Source organism: Vreelandella venusta (genome assembly GCF_007989605.1).
Taxonomy (GTDB): domain Bacteria; phylum Pseudomonadota; class Gammaproteobacteria; order Pseudomonadales; family Halomonadaceae; genus Vreelandella; species Vreelandella venusta.
The window spans coordinates 310110-330935 of the sequence record NZ_BJUL01000002.1 but is presented as its reverse complement, the minus strand read 5'-3'; the positions used below and the strand labels follow the sequence as shown (position 1 = coordinate 330935).

Here is a 20826-nt window from a genome sequence, read left to right as displayed (position 1 = left end):
GTCGTGGTCGTCTTTTGTCTAGTATGCCACAGCTTGACTGAACGTACCATTTCGTACATTGTTTATTATGACAGGATGAAAAGGCCAAGCACGCCATCGTTTATGGCTTTTTTCCAACCCCATGACAACGGCCCGATAAGAGGACAACAACAATGTCTCCAGTGTTTTCCGTAAAACCAATATCCATGAAGCGCACGCTGACAGCAGCCGTCACTGCCGCTACCCTCATTGCCGCTGCAAATGCCTCTGCCCAAACGCTCCGCTTCGCCCACGTTGACCCTGATGACTGGACTACCTCGAAAAAAGGCGCAGCTGGTCAGGTGTTTAAAAACTTGGTGGAAGCCGAAACGGATCTCACCGTGGAGCTCTATCCCGCTGGCTCGCTAGGGGGTGAAACCGAGCTGATTGAAGGCGCCCAGGATGGCACTATCAGTATCGCGATGGTCTCCGGCGCCTACGCCAATTTCTGCCCGGCGGTCGCCGTCACGGATATCCCTTACTCTTTTCCATCGGCGCCAGTGGCATGGGAAGTCATGGACGGTGAGTTTGGTACATCCCTAGCCGAGCACTGCTTGCAACAGACGGGCCTACGCACGCTGGCTTACGGCGAAACCGGCTTCCGACACTTCACCAACTCCGTGCGCCCAATTCAGTCGCCGGAAGATATGCAAGGTCTGAAATTCCGTGTGCAAACTATTCCTCTTTACCTGGAAATGGTTAGCGCTTTGGGCGGTGAACCTCAGGGCATCGCCTGGGGTGAAGTACCGACAGCCCTGGCTACCGGCGTAGTCGATGGCCAAGAGAACCCCATCTCGGTGATCTACGGCAATAACTTCTACGAGTTCCAGGATTACCTCACGCTTGACCGTCACGTTTACGGCGTCGATCACCTGCTGATTAACGACGACATTTTCCAGTCGCTAAGTAAGGAAGAACAGGCTGCTGTAAAGCGTGCCGCTGTGGTTGCTGGTACCACCGGCCGTGTCATTCAGCAGTTTAATTCGGCGGAGGGTATCACCAAGCTCGAAGCAGAGGGCATGGAGATCACCCAGCCTTCCGCCGAGCAGTTGGAAGCCTTCCGCGAAGCAGCCCAACCGCCGGTACAGGCGTACCTGACCGAAGAACTTGGTAATGACGCTGAATGGATCGAGCGCCTGTCTTCCGCTGTGGAAGAGGCGTCCGCACGCTTCTAAACCCCACCTGAAAAAAGCGCTTTGCGAGTGGGCCATGTCTGGCCCATTCGCGACCCTGCGTGCCTGACTATCGACTGAAGGTGCTCTTATGTCTCATCTTCTCGCCCGGATACACCGCGGCCTGATCTTATTCAATGGCAGCTTGGCTGGGCTTTCCATGTTGCTGATTTTTCTGCTGGTCGCCGGCAATGCCTTTGCGCGCTACACCTTTGGCGGATCCATTACCTGGGGAGAAGATACCGCTATCTATTTAATGATTTATGGCCTGATGTTTGGCATGTCCTGGGCGTACCTGCAGGACAAACACATCGGCTTTGACCTTATTCGACGCCTGCTGCCGCCGCGCTGGGTGCATTGGCAGGCCGTGGCTGTTGACTTGGTAGTACTGGTGGTCGGCATCGGCCTAATGGTATCGGCGGTTGAATTTATCGCCGCGCGTGGTGGGCGCACATCATCAAGCACGGGTATGCCAATGTGGCTTTTCCAAACCTCCATGCTGATTGGCGGTGGGCTGCTCAGTCTCTCGGCGCTGGTGATGGGCATGCTGCGTTTGAGCGAGCACGCTAATAAGGAGGTCTCCTCATGATATTGATACTGCTTTTAGCTCTCGTACTACTTGGCGTGCCGTTTGCCTTTGCCATTTTGGGTACGCTGACGGTGTTAATGAGTAGCGGTGATTTGCCCTACCACATTCGTATCGTTTCGCAGCAGTTTTTCGGCGGCATGGAGTCCTTCCCGCTACTGGCGATACCACTTTTCATTCTGGCCGGTGAGCTGATGAACGAAGCGGGTATCACCCACCGAATCATTAATCTAGCCACTGCCATTGTCGGCCGCCTGAAAGCCGGGCTGGCACACGTCAATATCTGGGCCTCGGTGATTTTTGCAGGCCTTTCCGGTTCAGCGATTGCCGACACCTCCGCGCTAGGACGGGTGTTCGTCCCTGCGATGGAGAAAGAGGGCTACCCACGCGACTTTGCCGCTGCGCTCACCGCTGCCTCCTCGGTGATTGGCCCGATTATTCCACCAAGCATTCCGGTGATTATCTATGCACTAACAGTGTCGGGTGTATCAGTACCGGGGCTGTTTTTGGCCGGCATCGTACCGGGGTTATTGCTGGCGCTAGGGCTATCCATTTACGTCTACTTTTTCGCGGGCGATCTTGGCGCCACCCAATCAAAACAGCAGCCACGCCGCCACGCACTTCTCCACGGCCTGTTACCTGCGCTCATGCCAGTGTTTGTGGTCGGGGCCATTCTTGCCGGTATCGTCACGCCCACTGAGGCAGCGGCCTTTGCCGTGGTCTATGCACTGATTCTTGGCGTGGTGCTTTACCGTAATATCAAGTTGGTAAACCTGCCCGGCATTTTCGCCCGCGCCATACGCGATAGTGCGGTAATCATGGTCATTATGGGCGCCGTAGCGGCAGCCAACTGGGTATTAACGTTTGAGCGCGTGCCCAACATGCTCACCGAGTGGGCGCTGATGAGCATCGATACCCAGTGGACCTTCCTGATCGCCGTGATTCTGCTCCTACTAGTGGTGGGGCTGTTTTTAGAGGGTATAGCGGCCATCTTGGTGCTCGTGCCGGTCCTCCACCCCATCGCTATGGCGTTGGGTATCGACCCGCTGCACTTCGGCATCGTGGTGATCTTCAATCTGATGATGGGGCTGATCACGCCGCCCATGGGGCTATGCCTATTTGTCGCCGACTCTGTCTCCGGCGTGGGTATGGGGCCAATTATCCGCCGCATTCTGCCAATGCTTGCCGTGCAGTTTTTGATTCTGCTGTTGATTACCTTCGTACCAGCACTGGTCACCTTCCTGCCACGCCTGGCGGGTTACTGATATTTTTCAATGCAAGGAGCGTGATGCCATGTACTCATCCATTGCCACGGTTTGCCTAAGCGGCTCGCTGGAAGAGAAGGTAGACGCCATCGCTGAAGCCGGCTTTGAGGGGCTTGAGCTGTTTGAAAACGACTTAACCGCGTTCTCCGGCACCCCGCGGGAGGCGGGTGAGCTGATTCGCTCCCGCGGCCTTAAGCTGGTTACGCTGCAGCCGTTTCGTGATTTTGAAGGACTGCAGGGGCGCGCCCGGGAGCGGGCCTTTGACCGAGCTGAGCACAAGTTCGACCTGATGGAGGAACTCGGCACGGATCTGCTCATGGCCTGCAGTACCGTTCATCCCGACTCATTACCAGGCTTAAGCCGCGCCGCCGATGATTACTATGAGCTAGGCGAACGTGCCGCACGCCGCAATTTGCGCGTGGCCTATGAAGCGCTGGCTTGGGGGCGCCATATTCACGACTACCGCGACAGCTGGGAAGTCGTCCGCCGGGCCGCCCACCCCAATGTTGGCCTGGTGCTGGATACCTTCCATATTTTCTCACGTCAGACGGAGCTAGGCACCATTGGCCGCATTCCGGGAGATCGCATATTTCTGGTTCAAACCGCCGATGCGCCGCGCCTCTCCATGGATCACCTGTCGTGGAGCCGCCACTACCGCTGCTTCCCTGGCCAGGGTGAGCTTCAGATGGATAAGTTCATGGCCATGCTGGAAGAAACTCGCTACGACGGCCCACTCTCCCACGAGATCTTTAACGATGTGTTCCGCATGGGCCACAGCGACCAGACAGCTCGGGATGGTTTGCGCTCCTACCAGTTATTACGCAGTATGCAGGGCGATAGCGGTATCCCCGCGCCACAGCCGATCGAGTCGGTGGCATTTCTCGAAATCGCGGTGGAGTCCGATGACCTAGCGCCTCTACGCGAGATGCTTAGCGCACTGGGGATGGCCTGCGTGGGACGTCATCATACGCTGAACGCCGAGCGCTGGGCTGCTGGCGACGTCAATTTAGTGCTCAATACCGAGGCGAGCTTTACTGGCCGCACTCCGGGCCGTGATGCCACCGCTGTCACTGCCATCGGCCTGCGGGTAGGTAACGCGTATGAAGCGTTCAAGCGGGCAGACAAACTTGGCTACGCTATCGTCGAGCCTGAAGAAGTTGGTGCCAGCCACCGCATGAGCGCGCTGCGTAATGTGGATGGTAGCCTCTCCTATATTATCGACGACTCGCAACTTAGCCGCACTTGGGATCGAGAATTCCCTATCGACGTGCAGTCGGTTCCCCAAGGTGCATTGGTGGATATCGACCACATCAGCTTGGCGCTCTCCTACCACGACTACCTCTCGCTGATGCTCCAGTACCGCGCCATTTTCCAGCTGGCGCCAACGCCCTCTTTCGATGTCACCGACCCTCGCGGGCTGATCCAGAGCCAGGTACTGCAGAACGACAACGGCCGCTTTCGCTTAGCACTTAACGCTAGTGCCTCGCCGAATACCACCAGCAACCGCTTTGTGCGTCAATACGGCGGATCGGGGGTTCACCATGTTGCTCTGCGCACCAACGCCCTGCGTGACACTAGCGCAGCACTGCAACAGGCAGGCATACCGGTACTGCCGATTCCCGGCAACTACTACCGCGACCTGGCCGCACGCTTCGACCTTCCGACACAAACCCTGCAGTGGATGCAGGCGCACCACATCCTCTTTGATCAGGACAGCGACGGTGACTTCCACCAGCTGTATACCCAAGCTGGCAGCAAAGCGTTTTTCTTTGAGCTAGTGCAGCGAGAAGGATATCAAGGACTCGGAGCGCCCAACGCCTTTGTGCGCGTCACCGCACAGCAGCGTTTGGAAATGAATAGTGACTGCAGTACTCAAGACATAAATCAAGACACGCCAACCCACGACACAGGAGAGGACCAAGCATGATCAAACTCGGACTGGTAGGCGAAGGCATCGCCAAATCGCAATCTCCTGATCTACACGAACGTCTGGGAGACTCGCTAGATTTGCCTGTACGCTACGATTTAGTTGATAGCCTTGGGATCGAGGGTTTTGATTTTCCCAACGCGATACAAAGGCTACGTGCCGAAGGCTACCGAGGCACCAACGTCACTTTCCCTTTCAAAGAGAAAGCTGCACAACTGGCCGATATACGCGGTGAAGGCGTTCGCCGCGTAGGTACCGCCAATACGCTGCTGTTTGACAGCGATGGTCTACGCGCTGAAAACACTGATTACACCGGTTTTATCAGCGCCTATCGCCATTCGTTCGGCGATCAGCCTGCCGGTGATGTGCTTTTGATCGGTGCCGGAGGCGTGGGCCGCGCAGTGGCGTGCGCGCTGGGAGAGCTGGCTGTTAGCTGCGTGCACATCCTTGAACGTGACAGCGTTCGAGCGGAAAGCCTCAGCCGCGATCTCAACGCCATGGGCATAACAGCAGAGCGCATCACGCCTGAACAAGCACAGCAAATGCTTCCCCATTGGCAAGGCGTGGTTAATTGTTCGCCCATCGGGCATATCAACCACCCTGGCTGTCCAATCGATACCACTGGGCTGGGTACCCAGCATTGGGTGTTTGATGCAGTTTACATCCCTGCCCACACCGAGCTGTTAAACGCTGCCCACCAAGCTGGTGCCAGAACACTTTCGGGTGTCGATCTTTTTGTATTTCAAGGTGTGGATGCGTTTCGCTTCTTTACCGCTGATCGCATCAACCCCGAACAGATCCTCCCGCACGTGATGCCACTACGCACGCACTATATCGAACAGCTTGTTTCGCTCTCTGCTAGCCGCACAGCATAAAGCCCTGGCAAAAAACGTACAATAATTCGCCAAACGAACACCACTGTTTGCCAATTGGTACCAAAGAGGCTGCTATGCTTGCGATTCTAGCGATTACCACTCCTATTTTTCTGCTGATTAGCGTTGGCTATGCAGCGCGGTGGAGTGGCATTACCACCCGCGAGCAAATGCAGGGAGTTGGCGTCTTCGTTATGCACTGCGCCCTCCCCGCGTTGGTGGTTCGCGCGCTAACCCAGCAGCCTCTGGAAGAAATTTTTAAACTCAACTACCTCATTGCTTATGGGCTAGGCTCTATCGCTATTTTCAGCGCGGGGTTACTGCTCTGCTTAAAACTACAGCGCCAGTCCCTTAGCACAAGCGCTATGCAGGCATTAGGTATGGCCGCTTCTAACAGTGGTTTTATCGGGTATCCCGTAGCGGCTATGGTCATCGGCTCACCTGCAGCGGTGCTGATGGCACTCAATATCGTGATTGAGACACTGATCATTATTCCTGCCGCACTGATTCTGGCCGAAATGGGCAGCAATCAAGGCTCCAGCGTATGGATAACGGTTAAAAAGACGGCTCTTAGCCTTATCAAAAACCCGGTGCTGGTAGGCTTACTGATCGGTATTTGTCTGGTCGTTTCCGGCATTGAGATTCCCGCGCCGCTGTTTAAAGCCATCGATATGCTTGCCGAAGCGGCGGGCCCCTCAGCGCTGTTTGTCATCGGCGGGACGCTATTTGGCCTTCACGTTAAGGGGATGGCGCGTGATGTGGGCCAAATTGTGGTTGGCAAACTTATTCTTCACCCTCTGGCGATCTTGGTAGCGTTTTTAGTGATCCCCGACATTGACCCGATTTACTTTGCCGGTGCTTTGCTATTTGCTGCCGCGCCGATGATCAGCATTTATCCACTGCTCGGCCAACGTTACGGCGTAGACGGAGTCAGCGCCACCGCCATGCTCGTGGCGACGGTGGCTTCTTTCTTTACGTTAAGCCTGGTTATCTGGTGGATGACACTCTCGGGTTTACTCGCGATGTAAGGTACCGTTTAAACACAGGATTTTATGATGGCGTTTAAAGCAGCCTGATAACCCTCTGTCCCAAGCCCCGCAATGACCCCATCTGCCCGCTGCGAGACATAGGAGTGGTGACGGAAGCTTTCGCGTTTATGGACATTTGAGATATGCACCTCAATGACCCTACCTTCAAAGGCATTGAGCGCATCCAGGATAGCGACAGACGTATGGGTATAGGCGGCCGGGTTGATGATGATAGCCAGCGTGCCATCGAGACGCGCCGCATGGATGGCATCAATTAATTCGCCCTCATGATTGCTTTGAAAACAGCTTATATCCCAGCCCTGCATCTCAGCAGTTTCACCCAAAGCGTTATTAACATCGTCTAGCGTCTCATAGCCGTAAACGTCTGGTTGGCGAACGCCTAAAAGATTTAAATTAGGTCCGTGCAGGACCGTTACTTTTGGTTGCCCCACTGCTTATCTCCTTTCATGGCATTACGTCATTATCGAAAGTCGCTATTCCTATTATAACGTGTCGTTGAGTACTGAGTCTGTCTTCATAAGGCTTGGCCGCAGAAACTGAGTGCAGCACCTGAGCATTCCGCTAAGGTGTTTTCTCATGTCAAACATCGAACTCAACATTGAAGAACATACCAGTGTTCAAGTTGGTCAAGCCCAAGGGATGAGCCTAAGGCATATTGCTCGACTCCTAGGTCGAGCCCTGTCAACAATTCTTCGTGAAATGCGACGTAACCAAATGCCTCAGAACAGTTACTGTGCCCGACATATTAGCTGTACATTTCGAACCCAGTTATTGTGGCCTGCCTGGCTTTGGAGGATTGCCATGGTTATCGATCAAAAAAACCTTAAACGCCTGCCACAACGGGCTCCGATAACGCTCTGGATGCCACACCAATGAAAAAATCCTGGTGAGCTTTAACCCACTGCTCAGCGCAACCAACTCTCCTCTTTCAAGCTCCCCTTCCACACTGCGATGAGAGAGGCAGCCCAAACCGAGACCAGCTTTCACTGCTTGCTTGATAGCTTCATGCTGGCTGAGTTCCATGCGCACCTGCAAACGTTCGACATGATGTAACACGGCAGCCTCAAATACTTCACGCGTGCCTGACCCAGGTTCACGCAGTATCCAGCCGGCAGCTTTGATATCAGCGTCATCAAGCCACTCTTTCCTGGCCAAGGGGTGCTGTGGAGAACAGACAATCACAAGCTGGTCTTCGCACCATGTTTCACTCTTCAGGCGCGACTCGTGGCACTGCCCTTCGATCAGCCCCAAATCAGCATCAAAACGCAGCAGATCCGTAATCACCTCTCCGGTATTACGCAATCGTAGCCGTAGATCCACTCTCGGGTTCTGATTGCTGAAGTATCCGGCCAGAGGGGGCAGCAGATAAGTACCCGTGGTAGCGCTAGCCGATATATTAAGCGTGCCCTGCAATTGGCTTTCAGGGTCCTCAGCGACGGCAACAAAATCGGCCATGCCTTCCAGAAGGCGCTCGGCACGGGGTAATAGGTAGCTTCCCATACTATTAAGCTGCAAGCGTCGGCCAAGCCGCTCGAAGAGCTCGACACCCAGGTGACGCTCAAGGTCTGAGAGCGATTGGCTAATAGTCGATTGAGACAGCTTTAAGTGATCAGCAGCAGCAATAACCGTGCCGTCACGAGCAACAGCGACAAAAACCTGCAACTGACGAAAAGTCACATGAGGGGTCATATATCGTTTTTACCGAACAGCCATATGGTTATATGTTGATAACCATACAGCATTTTTGCCCCTATGCTAGCCACATACGCACCAACAAGAGAAAGCATCATGTGGCAAGGTCTGATTCTGTGTAGCACCCTAACCTTGGCAGGTTTTGGCTTGGCTAACCTCCCCGGACTCGCTTCCAAAGGTATTAGTCCATTGGTACTCGCCTTATTGTTAGGATTGGTTGTGGGTAACCTGCCTCTTACACACCGCCTTCCAAGTACTCAGCCAGGATTAACATTCGCTACTCGCTGGCTACTGCGGGGCGGCATTGTACTGTTTGGCCTGTCATTAACCCTGCAACAAGTCTTCGCCCTTGGCTTTAAGGTGTTGTTGTTGGATCTAGTGGTGATCTGCAGTGTGCTTATCATCGGCTATCAGATCGGCACCCGCATACTGGGTATGGATCGTGAAACAACACTATTAACAAGTGCAGGCAGTGCCATCTGCGGTGCCGCGGCGGTACTCGCCACCGAAACGGTCATTCGTTCGCGGCCTGCGGCCTCATCCATAGCCGTCGCCACGGTCGTGCTCTTCGGCACGCTGGGAATGCTTGTCTACCCTCTTTTATACCCGCTTGCAGGAATGAACGAAGGTCTTTTTGGCGTCTATATCGGCGCGACTGTCCACGAAGTCGCCCAGGTCGTGGCCGCGGCTGATGCGGTGGGTCCCGAGGCATTGGCCAGTGCTGTTATTGTCAAGATGGTTCGCGTGATACTGCTGTTGCCCTTCCTATTGCTCGTCGGGCAATGGTGGCTTCGTCAGCAGGCCAGTGACTCTGGGTCAGCAGCGGGCAAGCCAGTGATCCCCTGGTTTGCCTTCGGGTTCATCGCCATGATTGTGTTCAACAGTGTTATCCACTTGCCTAGCGGCCTCCATCAAATACTCGTTCTGGCTGGCCAGATTGCGTTGACCATGGCCATGGCCGCACTGGGGTTTGAAACCCGAATCGAAAAGCTCAAGGAGTTGGGTATCCGCCCTTTTATACTGGGGTTCATCCTGTTTGGCTTACTTCTGGTAGGGGGTGGCCTAGCCAGTCAGCTTCTAATGGGCTGAACAACCTGCGCGATATCACGCTCTCATCCGACTATGCCGATAAACACCGCGCGACAGGCAAGCCAATTCACTTAATTGGCGTAGAGTTTGCAAGTGCTCAACGGCAGATAGCGGCGTTTGAGGTGGAGATGCTATAACACATTTCTGCTTATCGCCCGAATAACACAAACTGCCAGCACCTGATCGGAGAACATCATGTCATCCCCCCTTGTGACGACCCAATGGCTGCAAGACAACCTAGATAACGAACGGTTAGTGCTGATCGATGCGAGCATGGCGACGGTGATTGGTAAAGAGCCTATCGTCTATGATCGCCCGGTGTGGATACCGGGTAGCCGTAAGATCGATCTTGAAGGCGTGCTTTGTGACATCGGCTCTTCTCAGACCCACGCCTTTCCAACAGAGGAACAAGTCACTAGGGAGGCTCAACGGCTAGGCATTACGACCGAAAGCCTCGTCGTACTGTACGATAACCAAGGCATCTATTCGGCGCCTCGGGCTTGGTGGATTTTCCGGTCAATGGGCGTTAAACACGTTTTTGTTCTGGATGGAGGATTGCCACAGTGGCTAGCCGAACAGCGGGACGTTGTTTCTACCATCACGGAAACGACAACCAAGCCAGGCAACTTCGTCGCCAACCTTGATCACAGCCGAGTGCGAAACTCAGCGTACGTTTTGCAATATCTGGACGATAGCCAAGTAACCGTTGTTGATGCCCGATCACGTTCACGCTTCCTGGCACAGGTACCTGAACCCCGCCCTGGGGTGCGCAGTGGCCATATCCCCAATTCTCATAATCTGCCGTTTACAGAGGTGCTAGAGGGAAATTGTTTTAAACCTGTTAGCGAGCTGAAGGCAATCTTTATAACGCTTGCTCCGTCTCTCCAATCTAACAATGAAACCCAACTGGTGTTTTCCTGTGGCTCGGGTATCACCGCCTGCATCATTCTGCTGGCCGCCGAACTGGCGGGATACCATCAGCTATAGCTGTACGACGGTTCTTGGGCAGACTGGGGGAGCGATGAGTCACTCCCAGTGGCTTAGGCTTTGTATGAATGGCTCTGGTCAAGACTGTTTCTTCAGCACGTTGTAACTTCAGGTTGCGCTGCGGCGTGAACTAAGAGATCTGTTTGGGGAGGCGAAGAAGACGCGGCCACCGGCTTTTCACCGCTGAGTTTGAACGTATCTACTAGGCGAGTGAGTCGGTTGGCTTCCTCCTGAAGCGACGCCGCCGATCTACTGGTTTGCGATACCATCGTGACATTCTGCTGAGTGGCAGTATCCATTTGCGTCAACGCTACACCCACTTGCTGGATGCCTGACTCCTGCTCGCTCACGGCGAGCGAAATCTCATTCATCAGCCCCGACACTTGGCGTATAGCCTCCACCGTATTCTGTATTCCCTCACTGCTTCGCACCGATTGCTCGGCTACGCTAGCGATACGCTCACTAATATCCGTAATCATTTCACGAATTTTATTGGATGAATCCGCGCTGCGACTGGCGAGCTTGCGCACTTCGCTAGCCACTACCGCAAAGCCGCGGCCATGATCACCTGCACGCGCCGCCTCGACCGAGGCATTAAGCGCCAGAATATTGGTCTGGAAGGCAATCGAGTCGATGACTTCAACAATCTCACCCACCTGGCGCGAACTGGTCTCGAGCTCGCGCATCAACTCAACCGAGTGCTGAACCTCTTTAACGCCCTTCTCGGCTTTTTCAGCGGCCTGACTGGAAAGCTTATCGGCATTGTTGGCCGACTCACTGTTCTGGCGCACGATGGAAGACATCTCTTCCATGCTGGACGCCGTTTCTTGCAGAGCGGAAGCCTGCTCCTCGGTGCGTGACGCGAGATCCTCGCTACCTGAAGCAATTTCACCAGACGCCATATTGACATTGTAGGCCCCATCACGAACCGCCTGAAAGCTGGCATCCATACGCGCAATAAAACCATCAAACTCACGGGCCAGTTCGCCAATCTCATCACGTCGCTTGCTATCAATGCGTGCGGTAAGATCACCCTCGCCTTGGGTAATATCGCGAATGCGCCTGCTGACTTGACGAATGGCCCGGGACATCAGATTCGGCCCCATCAAAGCGATCACCAGCGTGGCCAATAACACGAATGCTGTGAAGCCCATCACCCAGCGTTGCTGCACGGCGACTGCCGCCAGTGTTTCTTGCTCCAGAGCCAAGCCACGCGCGTCGGCGCTTTCTCCAGCAACGTTGTAAAGCTCACGCAAGTCATTAAAGGCCGCTAACGAATCTCTCTCCAACTGCTCTTCAGCGGCATCAAGCTCACCTTCCGCATGCAGGTCGAAGACGGCCTGGGACGCCGCCTCCCATGCCATATAGCGATCCTCGAACGATTCAAGGCCCTCGCTCACCTGCGGATATGCATCCAGCAGCGTGAGGAAGTTATGCATTCGATCATAGGCTTGCTCAGCATTTTCACGGTAATCATCGTACTGAGCGCTCGCCCCATCACTGCCCGGCGCCTCACGCAACACTTCAAGTTCAGCCACCCGGGCCTGATACAGGTCACGGTCCGCATTGAGCACCGCTGATACCGCCGGATTAAAGGAGCCACTAAACGCTGTCATGCGTTCGCGCATCGACTGAACAAGCAGGCTATCGACCACTACAACGCCTAGCAGCGACAAGGCCACCAGGATAAACGCCAAGGTATATTTCACATTGATCTTGTGGAGTTTTTCCAGCATTGAGTCACCTGGTAGTTATCTGATTTATTGTAGTGATGGCTAACTTTGGCAGGATGCAGTTTAATCCTATTCATTCTTATCGGCTGCGATGGAACGGGCTTTAATATAGTGGCGAACGCGATATTGCCTATAAAAAGAGCGGGTAGCTTCTTCAACGTTCGCGCGCAAGAGTAAACATTTTGACCGCGAAGGTTTCAGCAGCACAGCGATCTCGTTGGTTCAACAACAGCGGAATAGGTGGGAATATACTGAATAACCTGCGCCACAACTTGCGTTAGATCACAGCTAAAGGTCATCAGATAAATATCAGGGTTACGCACATGTGCTGGCGGATTTGGCAAACGGATGAGATAGATTTGACACAGCCAAAACAAAAGGGCCTACGTTAACGTAAGCCCTTGGTATGTTTGGCGCGCCCGGCAGGAATCGAACCTGCGACCTTCGGCTTCGGAGGCCGACACTCTATCCAACTGAGCTACGGGCGCTTTGGGTGCGTATCGTACCCGTGTGGGCGCGCTGTGTCCAGCTAGTCAGCTGTTTTACAGGCGCTTTGATTGACCGTTTTCCGCAGTGTGGTGCATGCTTTGGGAGCACTTCCTATCTTTAGTGAAACTGGGAACACACTATAATGAAAACTTTTGCACGTAATACGCTGGCACTGGGCATTTCACTGGCGCTGGTAAGCGCCGCGAACGCCGCTGATTTTGCTGATATGGACCCCGTCACCCTGCGTTTGGCCCACGTGGTCAACGAGCAAGATGGTTTCCATATCGCCGCGACCAAGTTTGAAGAACTGGTGGAAGAACGTACCGATGGCAAGGTCAACATCGAGATCTACCCGAATGCCTCGCTGGGTGATGAACGCACGCTGCTAGAAGGTATGCAGATCGGCACGGTGGATATGGGGCTAATTACCAACGGCCCGGTGGCCAACTTTGTCGAAGAGATGGCGGTGTTTGAACTGCCGTTCCTATTTCCCTCACCGGAAGCCGCTTATGGGGTGCTCGATGGCCCGATCGGCCAGGAGTTGCTGGATAAGCTGTCTGACGTGAATCTGAAAGGCTTGGCTTATGCAGAACGCGGCTTCCGCAACCTGACCAACAGCGAACGCGCGGTGAATTCGCCGGAAGATTTGGATGGGCTGCGCATTCGGGTAATGGAAAACCCAGTGTACACCGATACCTTCCGTGAGTTGGGTGCCAACGCTATTCCCATGGCGTGGACAGAAGCGCTGACCGCTATGCAGCAGGGCACCATCGACGGCCAGGAAAATCCGGTGAACGTTATCCATTCGTTCAAGCTGGATGAAACCCAGAACTACATGACCCTTTCCCGTCATACGTATGCCCCGGCCATTTTTGTAATGGGCATGCCCGCTTGGAACCAACTGCCTGAACAGGCACAAACTGTACTGAAAGCAGCCGCCCAAGAAGCCGCCGAACATGAGCGCCAAGTGAATGCGGATATGGAAGCCGACCAACTGGCGGCGCTGCGTGAAGCCGGTATGGAAATCAACGAAACGCCGGATATGGAAGCCTTCCAGTCTGCCGTTGCGCCGGTGTATGAGAAGTATGGCGAGCAGTTTGGTGACTACCTGCCTCGCATCCAGGAAGCGCTTGAATAAACAGCCTTTCCTACCTACCCGGCCTCCCGCAGCGTGAGGCTGGTTTTGTTGAAGTGATCAACGGCTGTTTGCGCAGTTTCAACCGACTGCGTGAACAGCCTTTGCCAATAAGAGACCTGCCTAATGACTGAAACAGCCAATATAAAGTTGGCAACGAGATTACATAAGATAAATCTCAATTTATTATTGGTGTTTCATACGCTTTATGGGAAAAGAAGCTTAACGCTTACCGCAGAAGCGCTCTGCCTAAGCCAGCCAGCCGTCAGCCATTCGCTAAAGAAGTTGCGCCTGCTGATGGATGACCCGCTGTTTATTAAAACGCTGGATGGCATGCAGCCAACTCCGCTTGCCCGGCAGATGGATGCCGCGGTGGCCAAAGGGTTGTTCTACTTCGATCAGGCGGTGTATAGCAACAGTGAGTTCTCACCGGCCACATCGAAACGCGAGTTTCGTGTCAGCCTAGTGGACTATGTGAGCCAGCAGTTACAACCTAAGCTCATTCAGCACTGTTTAACTCATGCGCCCGACTTATGCTTCAACATGTTGTCTACCCGCATAGCCAGTGCCGAAGATGCCCAGCACGCCATACAAGCCCATGATATCGACCTCGCCATGGTGCAGTTGGAAAGCTTGCCGCTCACCTCTTATCACGAATACCTGTTTGATGATGTGATTGGCTGTGTTGGTGATGCTTCCCTATACGGAGACAACGACACGATCACGCTTGACGCTTTTTTAAACGCCCCACAAATCGCATTGTCTCACCGCGAAGACAGCCCATTGTTAATCAATGAGAAGCTGAGAATACTGGGGTTAGAACGCAAAATCGTCGCCAAAACGCCCTATATCACTCCTCTTCAAGAGATACTGGTTTCGACGAATTTACTCTGTGTGGTGACTGAGAGTGCTGCCAAGGTGATTTGTCGCAACAATAGCCTGAAGTTCTACGCCCTCCCCTTGGATGTAGCGCCCTTTAAAGTATGCCTATGCTGGGATGAAAGGAAGGATCACGACTCAGGCATACACTGGTTAAGATCGCTAATTAGGGAGCTGATAACACCCGCTCCCTAAAGGCTTGCGATACTTACTGACCATTCAGGCAAACGCTAGTCCAGGGCTATCACTTTGCCGGGGTTCAATAGACCCTTGGGATCCAGCGCGGTTTTGAGGCGTTTCATTAAGGCAATCTCCTCACTGGTACGGGAAACCGACAGATAGTCCTTTTTTTCAAGACCAATGCCGTGCTCTGCAGAAATGGAGCCGCCAAACGCTTTCAGAGACGAATAGACAAGTTGTTCAACCTGGCGTCGGCTGTCCGGGCTATCGTCACGTACCGTAATCATAATGTGTAAGTTGCCATCACCAAGGTGGCCAAATACCACTATTTTGCCTGATTGAGGCCACTGGGCTTCAAGGTTCTCTTCTAAAATATCGACATACGCTTGCATGCTGGGAATCGGCAGGCTGACATCGTAGGAGAACATCGGTTTCAGCTCGTTCACCAGCACTTCGATATCTTCTCTTATGGCCCAGATCGCCTGACGCTGGGCTTGGGAGCTCGCCAAGGCCGCATCGGTGATCAAGTCGGCCTCTAGTGCCTTTTGCAACACTTGGGAAAAACGCTCGGCGTCTTCGGCCTCATCCAGCCCCAGCGTTTCAATAATGGCGTAGAAAGGTGAGTTATCCGCCAGTACAGGCGCATACTTACCACTTTCGGTGGTCATCAGTTTATAGTGATTATTCCACAGCGCTTCAAAGGCACTAAGGCTATTGGCTAACTCACGAGAGACAAGATTCAGTAGTTGAGTCAACGCATCGAAAGAGGGCACCGCCACTAATGCCGTTTGCTCGCTAGGCATGTGGGGTTGTAACCGTAGTACTGCACGAGTAACGATTCCCAACGTACCTTCACTGCCAATAAACAGCTGCTTCAGATCGTATCCTGCATTATTTTTCAGCATTTTATTCAATGAACTCACCACGGTGCCGTCGCTAAGTACCGCCTCTAGCCCTAGTACCTGCTGACGCATCATGCCGTAGCGTATTACCCGTATACCACCCGCATTGGTGGCGATGTTGCCACCAATGGTGCAAGAGCCTCTTGCTCCCAAGTCCAGTGGGAACTGCATATCGATCTCTTGCGCTGCTTCCTGTACGCGCTGCAGGGTCACGCCAGCCTGAGCTAGAACTGTGGAACCAACCGGGTCGATTTCCTCTATTTGATTCATCAATTCCAGTGACACGACGATTTCGTCTGGGCTTGCCACCCCGCCATGCACAATGCCGGTCATGCCCCCGTGTGTCACCACAGGCTGGTCGGCCTGATAACACAAAGCCATGACACGACTCAGCTGTTCTGTGCTGCGCGGCCTAACAATCGCCTTAGCGCGACAAGGCGCCCCTGTAAACCAATCTACGCTACGCTGCGAGACATCATCACCAAGCAGTACCCCCGAAGGGCCGACGATTGCAACAAGGTCGTTCAGCAACTTATCCATTTCTTATTCCTGATTTAGCTGACCACACCATTGGCTTAAGCACTTGGCGTTTAAAAACTCTGTAGTGCTTCATTCAAAAGTGCGCAATTAAAAGTAACCTCTTGCAGATTATCGCCAACCCACAAATCACTCAAGTACAAGTTATATAAAGATTTTTATAATTATCAAAACGAATAATGGAATAAAAATAAGTAATTTGCCCCCTATAATTAATGTGATATAGATGAGCATTAACATGATAATAAAACCACACCTCAATATAATTAAAATCACTAATTCTTAGGAGATAATGTGACTAACCTTGCCTGCTTTACGCTGAACGCTGTGACTAAATCAGCACGCCAACTTAAACAGCTAACGCTTCCCCTTATTGGTGTAGGTCTACTCAGTTTGCCCCTCGTTGGACAAGCGGAAGAGATAGCCCCTGCTACGCTGCGCCTAGCCCATGTGGTGAATACGGAAGATACTTACCATATTGCTGCTGAGCGCTTCCAACAGCTAATTAGCGAGCGTACCGACGGCGCGGTTAGCGTGGAAATTTATCCGAATGCCTCGCTGGGCGATGAGCGCACCTTATTAGAAGGTATGCAAATCGGCACTGTGGATATGGGCATTATCACCAACGGGCCAGTGGCTAACTTCGTTGATGAGTTCTCCGTTTTCGAGCTCCCGTTTCTCTTTCCCAGCTCCGAAGCGGCCTATACTGTGCTGGATGGTGAAATCGGCCAGGAAATCCTAGGCAAATTACAGGATGTGAACCTGAAGGGGTTGGCATACGCTGAACGTGGCTTCCGGAATATCACTAATAGCCAGCATGCAATCAATGCCCCTGAAGACCTTCAAGGCCTACGGCTGCGGGTCATCGAAAATGAAGTTTATGTTGATACATTCCGCGGACTCGGCGCCAACGCTGTACCCATGGCCTGGACAGAGGCATTAACTGCCTTGCAGCAAGGCACTATTGATGGCCAGGAGAACCCCGTTAACGCTATTCATGCCTTCAACCTTGCGGAAACCCAGGACTACCTAACGATGACTCGGCATATTTATGCGCCAGCAACGTTTATTATGAGCCTTCCCGCCTGGAACGGCCTTCAGGCAGAGCTTCAGCCCATTGTGCTGGATGTCGCCAAGCAAGCATCTGCATACGCAAGAGAGCAGAATGCTATCATGGAAGCTAAACAACTGGCTGAGCTTCGCGAGGCGGGCATGGAGATCAACGAAACTCCAGATATTGAAGCCTTCCAGACCGCCGTGGCGCCAGTGTATGAGAAGTATGGCGAGCAGTTTGGTGATTACCTACCGCGCATTCAGGAGGCGCTAAATCAGTGATGGCGTTTGCACAGCCACTTTTAACACTATTAAAACGTAGCGAACGCGGGCTGGATGCCATCATCCAGCCCGTGGTCTTTGCAGGCATGGCAGCATTAATTGGTGTGATCACTCTGCAGATTGTGTCGCGGGTACTGTTCAGCGCCGTTGGCTGGACGGAAGAAGTCGCACGCTTTCTGCTGGTGTGGATTACGTTTTTAGCCAGTAGCTTAGCCTTCCAACGCGGGCGGCATATCGCCGTGACCTTTGCCGTGGATGCGCTTCCCCTGCCCTTACGCAAGCTGGCGCGCCTGGCTGCACTGGCGGTGGTGCTGGCGTTTATGATCACGCTCATCGTGATTGGCTACCGCTATATGCAAGTGCAAAGCTTTCAGAAATCCGCCTCGCTGCGGCTTTCGATGACCTACATCTATGCAGTCATTCCGCTTACCGCCGCCATTATGGCGTGGTACGCCCTGGTGGATATGATTGACGTACTGGTGAACGGTGAGCCGACGGTCGCCGCTCCGGAGGAGCCACTATGACGCTGGTACTGTTCGGCCTGTTCTTCCTGTTTATGCTGCTGGGCGTACCGATTGCCTTTGCGATTGGGGCAAGCACGCTTTATGCGCTGTACCAGTCGGGCGTACCACTGATGGTGGTCACCCAGCAGATGTTCCAGGGCATTAACTCGTTTGCCCTGGTCGCTATCCCGATGTTTATTCTGGCCGGGGATTTGATGGCCCAGGGTAAGGTCAGCGAACGGCTGGTGAGCTTTGCCGATTCGTTAGTCGGCTTTATGCGCGGCGGACTTTCGGTGGTATCGGTAATGGCAGGCATGTTCTTCGCGGCAATCTCCGGCTCTGGAGCGGCCACCACCGCGGCGGTGGGTTCAAGCCTAGTGCCAGAACTCAAGCGTAAAGGTTACGACCCGGCCTCGGCGGCCAGCTTAATTGCTGCCAGCGGCACGATTGGCGTTGTGATTCCCCCGTCGGTGCCGATGATTATCTACGCAGTGATTGCTCAGCAATCGGTATCGAAGCTGTTTTTGAACGGCTTTTTACCGGGGCTAGCAATGGGGCTTGGGCTGATGGCCATTGCCATCACTCAGGCCTATAGGCGTCAGTACCCCAAAGGCACACCGTTGTCGCTGCCGACCATTTGGCGCACGCTGAAAGCGGCTAGCTGGGGGCTGATGACGCCGATCATTATTTTGGGCGGTATCTTTTCGGGTATTTTCACGCCTTCGGAAGCGGCCGTGGTCGCAGTCAACTATGCGCTGCTAGTGTCGCTGTTTGTGTATCGAGACTTAACCCTGCCCCAGGTCTATAAGCTGCTGATTCGCTCGGCGATGACCACCGCGGTGATTATGCTGGTGATTGCCATGTCGGCAGTACTCAGCTGGACACTTTCAAGCTGGCAGGTACCCGGCGCCATCGCCCAGGCGGTGCTGTCGCTTTCCACCAACCCCTACGTAATTATGCTGCTGGTCGTGGCCGTGATTCTGCTCACGGGAGTGTTTATCGAAACCGCCAGCGCTTTGATTATTCTTACCCCGGTGCTGCTGCCGCTAGTGCTGCAATTAGGCATCGACCCGATCCACTTTGGCTTGATTATTGTGGTGGGGCTGTCGATAGGCATGATTACCCCGCCAGTGGCAATCAATCTTTATGTGGCTTCGTCAGTGACTCAACTGCCGCTGGAGCGCATCACCCGGGCGATTATCCCGTATCTTCTAGGCTTGATTGGGGTGTTGCTATTGGTGGTTTATGTACCGATCCTGCTAGGCTGGTCGGGTAGTTAAATGAGCGTTTGCCCTTTTTAAAGAGAGCCCTTTTAAAGAGAGCCTTTTTGGCTCTCTTTTTAAAAGTCGCGCTGATCTAACTTCAGTGCACTCATCGTGAATTCTACAATAAATTCACACCGAATTTTCGCCAGCTTGGCACGACTTTCGAAACTGTCCTGGCGTTACTTCAAAGAGCTGAAAAAAACAGCTGCGAAAATGAGGGATACTCACAAAACCAGTAGCAACTGCCACTTCAGCAATGGGCTTATTAGTTTGCTGAAGAAGCTGACGCGCACGCGTTAGTCGAAGCTCCATATAATATCGAGAAGGGCTAGCATTAACGTAATTACCAAACATACGCTCTAACTGGCGTCTCGAAATATTGACCCAATTCGCTATTTCAGATATAGATAAAGGCTCCTCAATATTATTTTTCATCAATTGCAGCGATATTTTCAATTTTTCTGGCAGCGCAAGGTTTTGATCAACACCTATCGTTGAAATATCTGGAGAGTCTAAGCCCTTATCACAGCTAAGCATCTCTTCAACTGCACTAACCACCTCATTGCCGCAGTCAGTTCTTACTACTTCAAGCATCATGCTCAATGAGCTGCTCGCCCCGGCACAGCTGATACGATTACGATCCACAATAAAGCTACGGCTAGATACCGACACATCCCAGAACTGCTCTGCCATCATCGCGCGGCCATCAGGGTGATAAGCACACTGGTAGCCGTTCAATAACCCCGCTTCTGCAAGGAAGTAGGCGCCGTTCCATAACCCACCTAATATCATATCTTTGGTGTCAGCATGTCTCAGCTTATTGCGCAAGAGAGGGGTTGTTTTAGGAAGTACACGCAAGCCGCCGCATACAATCAACACATCAATGTTGAGGCTTGTCGCATCGAACTTGTCTAACGAATAATCCGCGGCCACCTCAATACCTAAATCAGAAACAGTGACCGCTGCCTCGCTACCCACCACCAATACTTCATACATCGTAGTAGACTTCATTAAATTCGTGGTAACGAGTGCATCCACGGCGCCAGTAAAAGCCATCATTGAAAAATTCTCTAGCAGTATAAAAGCTACTCTTTTTTTCACTTTAGGCGTTTCTAAATAGCCTGCCGAAGAAATATAAGCCATGTTTTTATTTTTCAATATACTTGAGAATTTATCCTTCATGATGAACCTCAATTTTGAGCCATTTTTAT

General features: G+C 53.1%; 18 protein-coding genes, 1 tRNA gene and 1 pseudogene. 14 read left to right on the top strand and 6 right to left on the bottom strand.

Annotation, left to right across the window (positions count from 1 at the left end):
• The first annotated feature begins 152 nt into the window (after positions 1-152).
• The 6 genes from HVE01_RS03745 to HVE01_RS03720 all read left to right on the top strand — a co-directional run bounded on the left by HVE01_RS03745 (position 153) and on the right by HVE01_RS03720 (position 6868).
• Complete coding sequence (locus tag HVE01_RS03745) at positions 153-1193, top strand: DctP family TRAP transporter solute-binding subunit (RefSeq protein ID WP_146942464.1); 1041 nt, start codon at positions 153-155, stop codon at positions 1191-1193.
• An 88-nt stretch (positions 1194-1281) separates the two neighbouring features.
• Positions 1282-1779, top strand: coding sequence for a TRAP transporter small permease (locus HVE01_RS03740; RefSeq protein WP_146942462.1), 498 nt, complete (start codon positions 1282-1284; stop codon positions 1777-1779).
• The gene (locus tag HVE01_RS03735; RefSeq protein WP_146942460.1) at positions 1776-3041 is read left to right on the top strand and encodes a TRAP transporter large permease; all 1266 of its coding nucleotides are present in this window, start codon (positions 1776-1778) and stop codon (positions 3039-3041) included. The genes HVE01_RS03740 and HVE01_RS03735 overlap by 4 nt, the downstream gene beginning before the upstream one ends.
• A 28-nt stretch (positions 3042-3069) precedes the next feature.
• The gene (locus HVE01_RS03730) at positions 3070-4968 is read left to right on the top strand and encodes a bifunctional sugar phosphate isomerase/epimerase/4-hydroxyphenylpyruvate dioxygenase family protein (protein WP_146942458.1); all 1899 of its coding nucleotides are present in this window, start codon (positions 3070-3072) and stop codon (positions 4966-4968) included.
• Positions 4965-5843, top strand: coding sequence for a shikimate dehydrogenase family protein (locus tag HVE01_RS03725; RefSeq protein ID WP_146942456.1), 879 nt, complete (start codon positions 4965-4967; stop codon positions 5841-5843). The genes HVE01_RS03730 and HVE01_RS03725 overlap by 4 nt, the downstream gene beginning before the upstream one ends.
• A gap of 74 nt (positions 5844-5917) precedes the next feature.
• The gene (locus HVE01_RS03720; RefSeq protein WP_146942454.1) at positions 5918-6868 is read left to right on the top strand and encodes an AEC family transporter; all 951 of its coding nucleotides are present in this window, start codon (positions 5918-5920) and stop codon (positions 6866-6868) included.
• 8 nt (positions 6869-6876) lie between these two features.
• Here the strand turns inward: HVE01_RS03720 and aroQ are convergent, their stop codons facing one another.
• Positions 6877-7320 carry a type II 3-dehydroquinate dehydratase gene (gene aroQ, locus HVE01_RS03715; protein ID WP_146942452.1) on the bottom strand — a complete coding sequence of 148 codons (444 nt, stop codon included), beginning with the start codon at positions 7318-7320 and terminating at the stop codon, positions 6877-6879.
• Positions 7321-7465: 145 nt separating this feature from the next.
• Here aroQ and HVE01_RS20005 point away from each other — a divergent pair.
• Positions 7466-7633 (top strand): annotated as a pseudogene (locus tag HVE01_RS20005) (helix-turn-helix domain-containing protein); the annotation flags it as partial.
• A 24-nt stretch (positions 7634-7657) separates the two neighbouring features.
• On the opposite strand, the gene HVE01_RS03705 reads toward HVE01_RS20005, so the two are convergent.
• Entirely contained in the window at positions 7658-8578 is a 921-nt protein-coding gene (locus HVE01_RS03705) for a LysR substrate-binding domain-containing protein (protein ID WP_125752578.1), read from the bottom strand.
• A gap of 99 nt (positions 8579-8677) precedes the next feature.
• Between HVE01_RS03705 and HVE01_RS03700 the strand changes: the two genes are divergently transcribed.
• Entirely contained in the window at positions 8678-9670 is a 993-nt protein-coding gene (locus HVE01_RS03700) for a YeiH family protein (RefSeq protein ID WP_125752581.1), read from the top strand.
• A 195-nt stretch (positions 9671-9865) separates the two neighbouring features.
• Complete coding sequence (locus HVE01_RS03695; protein WP_146942448.1) at positions 9866-10657, top strand: sulfurtransferase; 792 nt, start codon at positions 9866-9868, stop codon at positions 10655-10657.
• 92 nt (positions 10658-10749) lie between these two features.
• On the opposite strand, the gene HVE01_RS03690 is transcribed toward HVE01_RS03695, so the two are convergent.
• Together HVE01_RS03690 and HVE01_RS03685 are read right to left on the bottom strand one after the other, a co-directional pair.
• Positions 10750-12393: a methyl-accepting chemotaxis protein gene (locus HVE01_RS03690; RefSeq protein ID WP_146942446.1), complete on the bottom strand. Its 1644-nt coding sequence runs from the start codon at positions 12391-12393 to the stop codon at positions 10750-10752.
• A gap of 408 nt (positions 12394-12801) precedes the next feature.
• Positions 12802-12878: transfer RNA gene (locus tag HVE01_RS03685), tRNA-Arg, on the bottom strand.
• A gap of 143 nt (positions 12879-13021) precedes the next feature.
• Here HVE01_RS03685 and HVE01_RS03680 point away from each other — a divergent pair.
• Together HVE01_RS03680 and HVE01_RS03675 are read left to right on the top strand one after the other, a co-directional pair.
• The gene (locus tag HVE01_RS03680) at positions 13022-14017 is read left to right on the top strand and encodes a TRAP transporter substrate-binding protein (RefSeq protein WP_125752636.1); all 996 of its coding nucleotides are present in this window, start codon (positions 13022-13024) and stop codon (positions 14015-14017) included.
• Positions 14018-14140: 123 nt separating this feature from the next.
• Positions 14141-15088 carry a LysR family transcriptional regulator gene (locus HVE01_RS03675; RefSeq protein ID WP_125752639.1) on the top strand — a complete coding sequence of 316 codons (948 nt, stop codon included), beginning with the start codon at positions 14141-14143 and terminating at the stop codon, positions 15086-15088.
• A 35-nt stretch (positions 15089-15123) separates the two neighbouring features.
• Here the strand turns inward: HVE01_RS03675 and HVE01_RS03670 are convergent, their stop codons facing one another.
• Complete coding sequence (locus HVE01_RS03670; RefSeq protein WP_146942444.1) at positions 15124-16515, bottom strand: FAD-binding oxidoreductase; 1392 nt, start codon at positions 16513-16515, stop codon at positions 15124-15126.
• Positions 16516-16806: 291 nt separating this feature from the next.
• Between HVE01_RS03670 and HVE01_RS03665 the strand changes: the two genes are divergently transcribed.
• Genes HVE01_RS03665 through HVE01_RS03655 form a run of 3 tightly spaced genes read left to right on the top strand, consistent with a single transcriptional unit; the run spans position 16807 to position 19630 of the window.
• A complete protein-coding gene (locus tag HVE01_RS03665) occupies positions 16807-17847 on the top strand; it encodes a TRAP transporter substrate-binding protein (protein WP_125752646.1) in 1041 nt (346 codons plus the stop codon).
• The gene (locus HVE01_RS03660; RefSeq protein ID WP_125752649.1) at positions 17847-18371 is read left to right on the top strand and encodes a TRAP transporter small permease; all 525 of its coding nucleotides are present in this window, start codon (positions 17847-17849) and stop codon (positions 18369-18371) included. Before HVE01_RS03665 ends, HVE01_RS03660 begins: the two co-directional genes overlap by 1 nt.
• The gene (locus HVE01_RS03655; RefSeq protein WP_146942443.1) at positions 18368-19630 is read left to right on the top strand and encodes a TRAP transporter large permease; all 1263 of its coding nucleotides are present in this window, start codon (positions 18368-18370) and stop codon (positions 19628-19630) included. The genes HVE01_RS03660 and HVE01_RS03655 overlap by 4 nt, the downstream gene beginning before the upstream one ends.
• Before the next feature lie 114 nt (positions 19631-19744).
• On the opposite strand, the gene HVE01_RS03650 is transcribed toward HVE01_RS03655, so the two are convergent.
• Positions 19745-20797, bottom strand: coding sequence for a GlxA family transcriptional regulator (locus HVE01_RS03650; RefSeq protein ID WP_146942441.1), 1053 nt, complete (start codon positions 20795-20797; stop codon positions 19745-19747).
• Positions 20798-20826: the final 29 nt, after the last annotated feature.

Excerpts from the sequence above, each read along its gene's own strand:
- HVE01_RS03745 (WP_146942464.1), top strand. The coding sequence starts at position 153 with ATGTCTCCAGTGTTTTCCGTAAAACCAATATCCATGAAGCGCACGCTG.
- HVE01_RS03740 (WP_146942462.1), top strand. The coding sequence starts at position 1,282 with ATGTCTCATCTTCTCGCCCGGATACACCGCGGCCTGATCTTATTCAAT.
- HVE01_RS03735 (WP_146942460.1), top strand. The coding sequence starts at position 1,776 with ATGATATTGATACTGCTTTTAGCTCTCGTACTACTTGGCGTGCCGTTT.
- HVE01_RS03730 (WP_146942458.1), top strand. The coding sequence starts at position 3,070 with ATGTACTCATCCATTGCCACGGTTTGCCTAAGCGGCTCGCTGGAAGAG.
- HVE01_RS03725 (WP_146942456.1), top strand. The coding sequence starts at position 4,965 with ATGATCAAACTCGGACTGGTAGGCGAAGGCATCGCCAAATCGCAATCT.
- HVE01_RS03720 (WP_146942454.1), top strand. The coding sequence starts at position 5,918 with ATGCTTGCGATTCTAGCGATTACCACTCCTATTTTTCTGCTGATTAGC.
- HVE01_RS03705 (WP_125752578.1), bottom strand. The coding sequence starts at position 8,578 with ATGACCCCTCATGTGACTTTTCGTCAGTTGCAGGTTTTTGTCGCTGTT.
- HVE01_RS03700 (WP_125752581.1), top strand. The coding sequence starts at position 8,678 with ATGTGGCAAGGTCTGATTCTGTGTAGCACCCTAACCTTGGCAGGTTTT.
- HVE01_RS03695 (WP_146942448.1), top strand. The coding sequence starts at position 9,866 with ATGTCATCCCCCCTTGTGACGACCCAATGGCTGCAAGACAACCTAGAT.
- HVE01_RS03690 (WP_146942446.1), bottom strand. The coding sequence starts at position 12,393 with ATGCTGGAAAAACTCCACAAGATCAATGTGAAATATACCTTGGCGTTT.
- HVE01_RS03680 (WP_125752636.1), top strand. The coding sequence starts at position 13,022 with ATGAAAACTTTTGCACGTAATACGCTGGCACTGGGCATTTCACTGGCG.
- HVE01_RS03675 (WP_125752639.1), top strand. The coding sequence starts at position 14,141 with ATGACTGAAACAGCCAATATAAAGTTGGCAACGAGATTACATAAGATA.
- HVE01_RS03670 (WP_146942444.1), bottom strand. The coding sequence starts at position 16,515 with ATGGATAAGTTGCTGAACGACCTTGTTGCAATCGTCGGCCCTTCGGGG.
- HVE01_RS03660 (WP_125752649.1), top strand. The coding sequence starts at position 17,847 with ATGGCGTTTGCACAGCCACTTTTAACACTATTAAAACGTAGCGAACGC.
- HVE01_RS03655 (WP_146942443.1), top strand. The coding sequence starts at position 18,368 with ATGACGCTGGTACTGTTCGGCCTGTTCTTCCTGTTTATGCTGCTGGGC.
- HVE01_RS03650 (WP_146942441.1), bottom strand. The coding sequence starts at position 20,797 with ATGAAGGATAAATTCTCAAGTATATTGAAAAATAAAAACATGGCTTAT.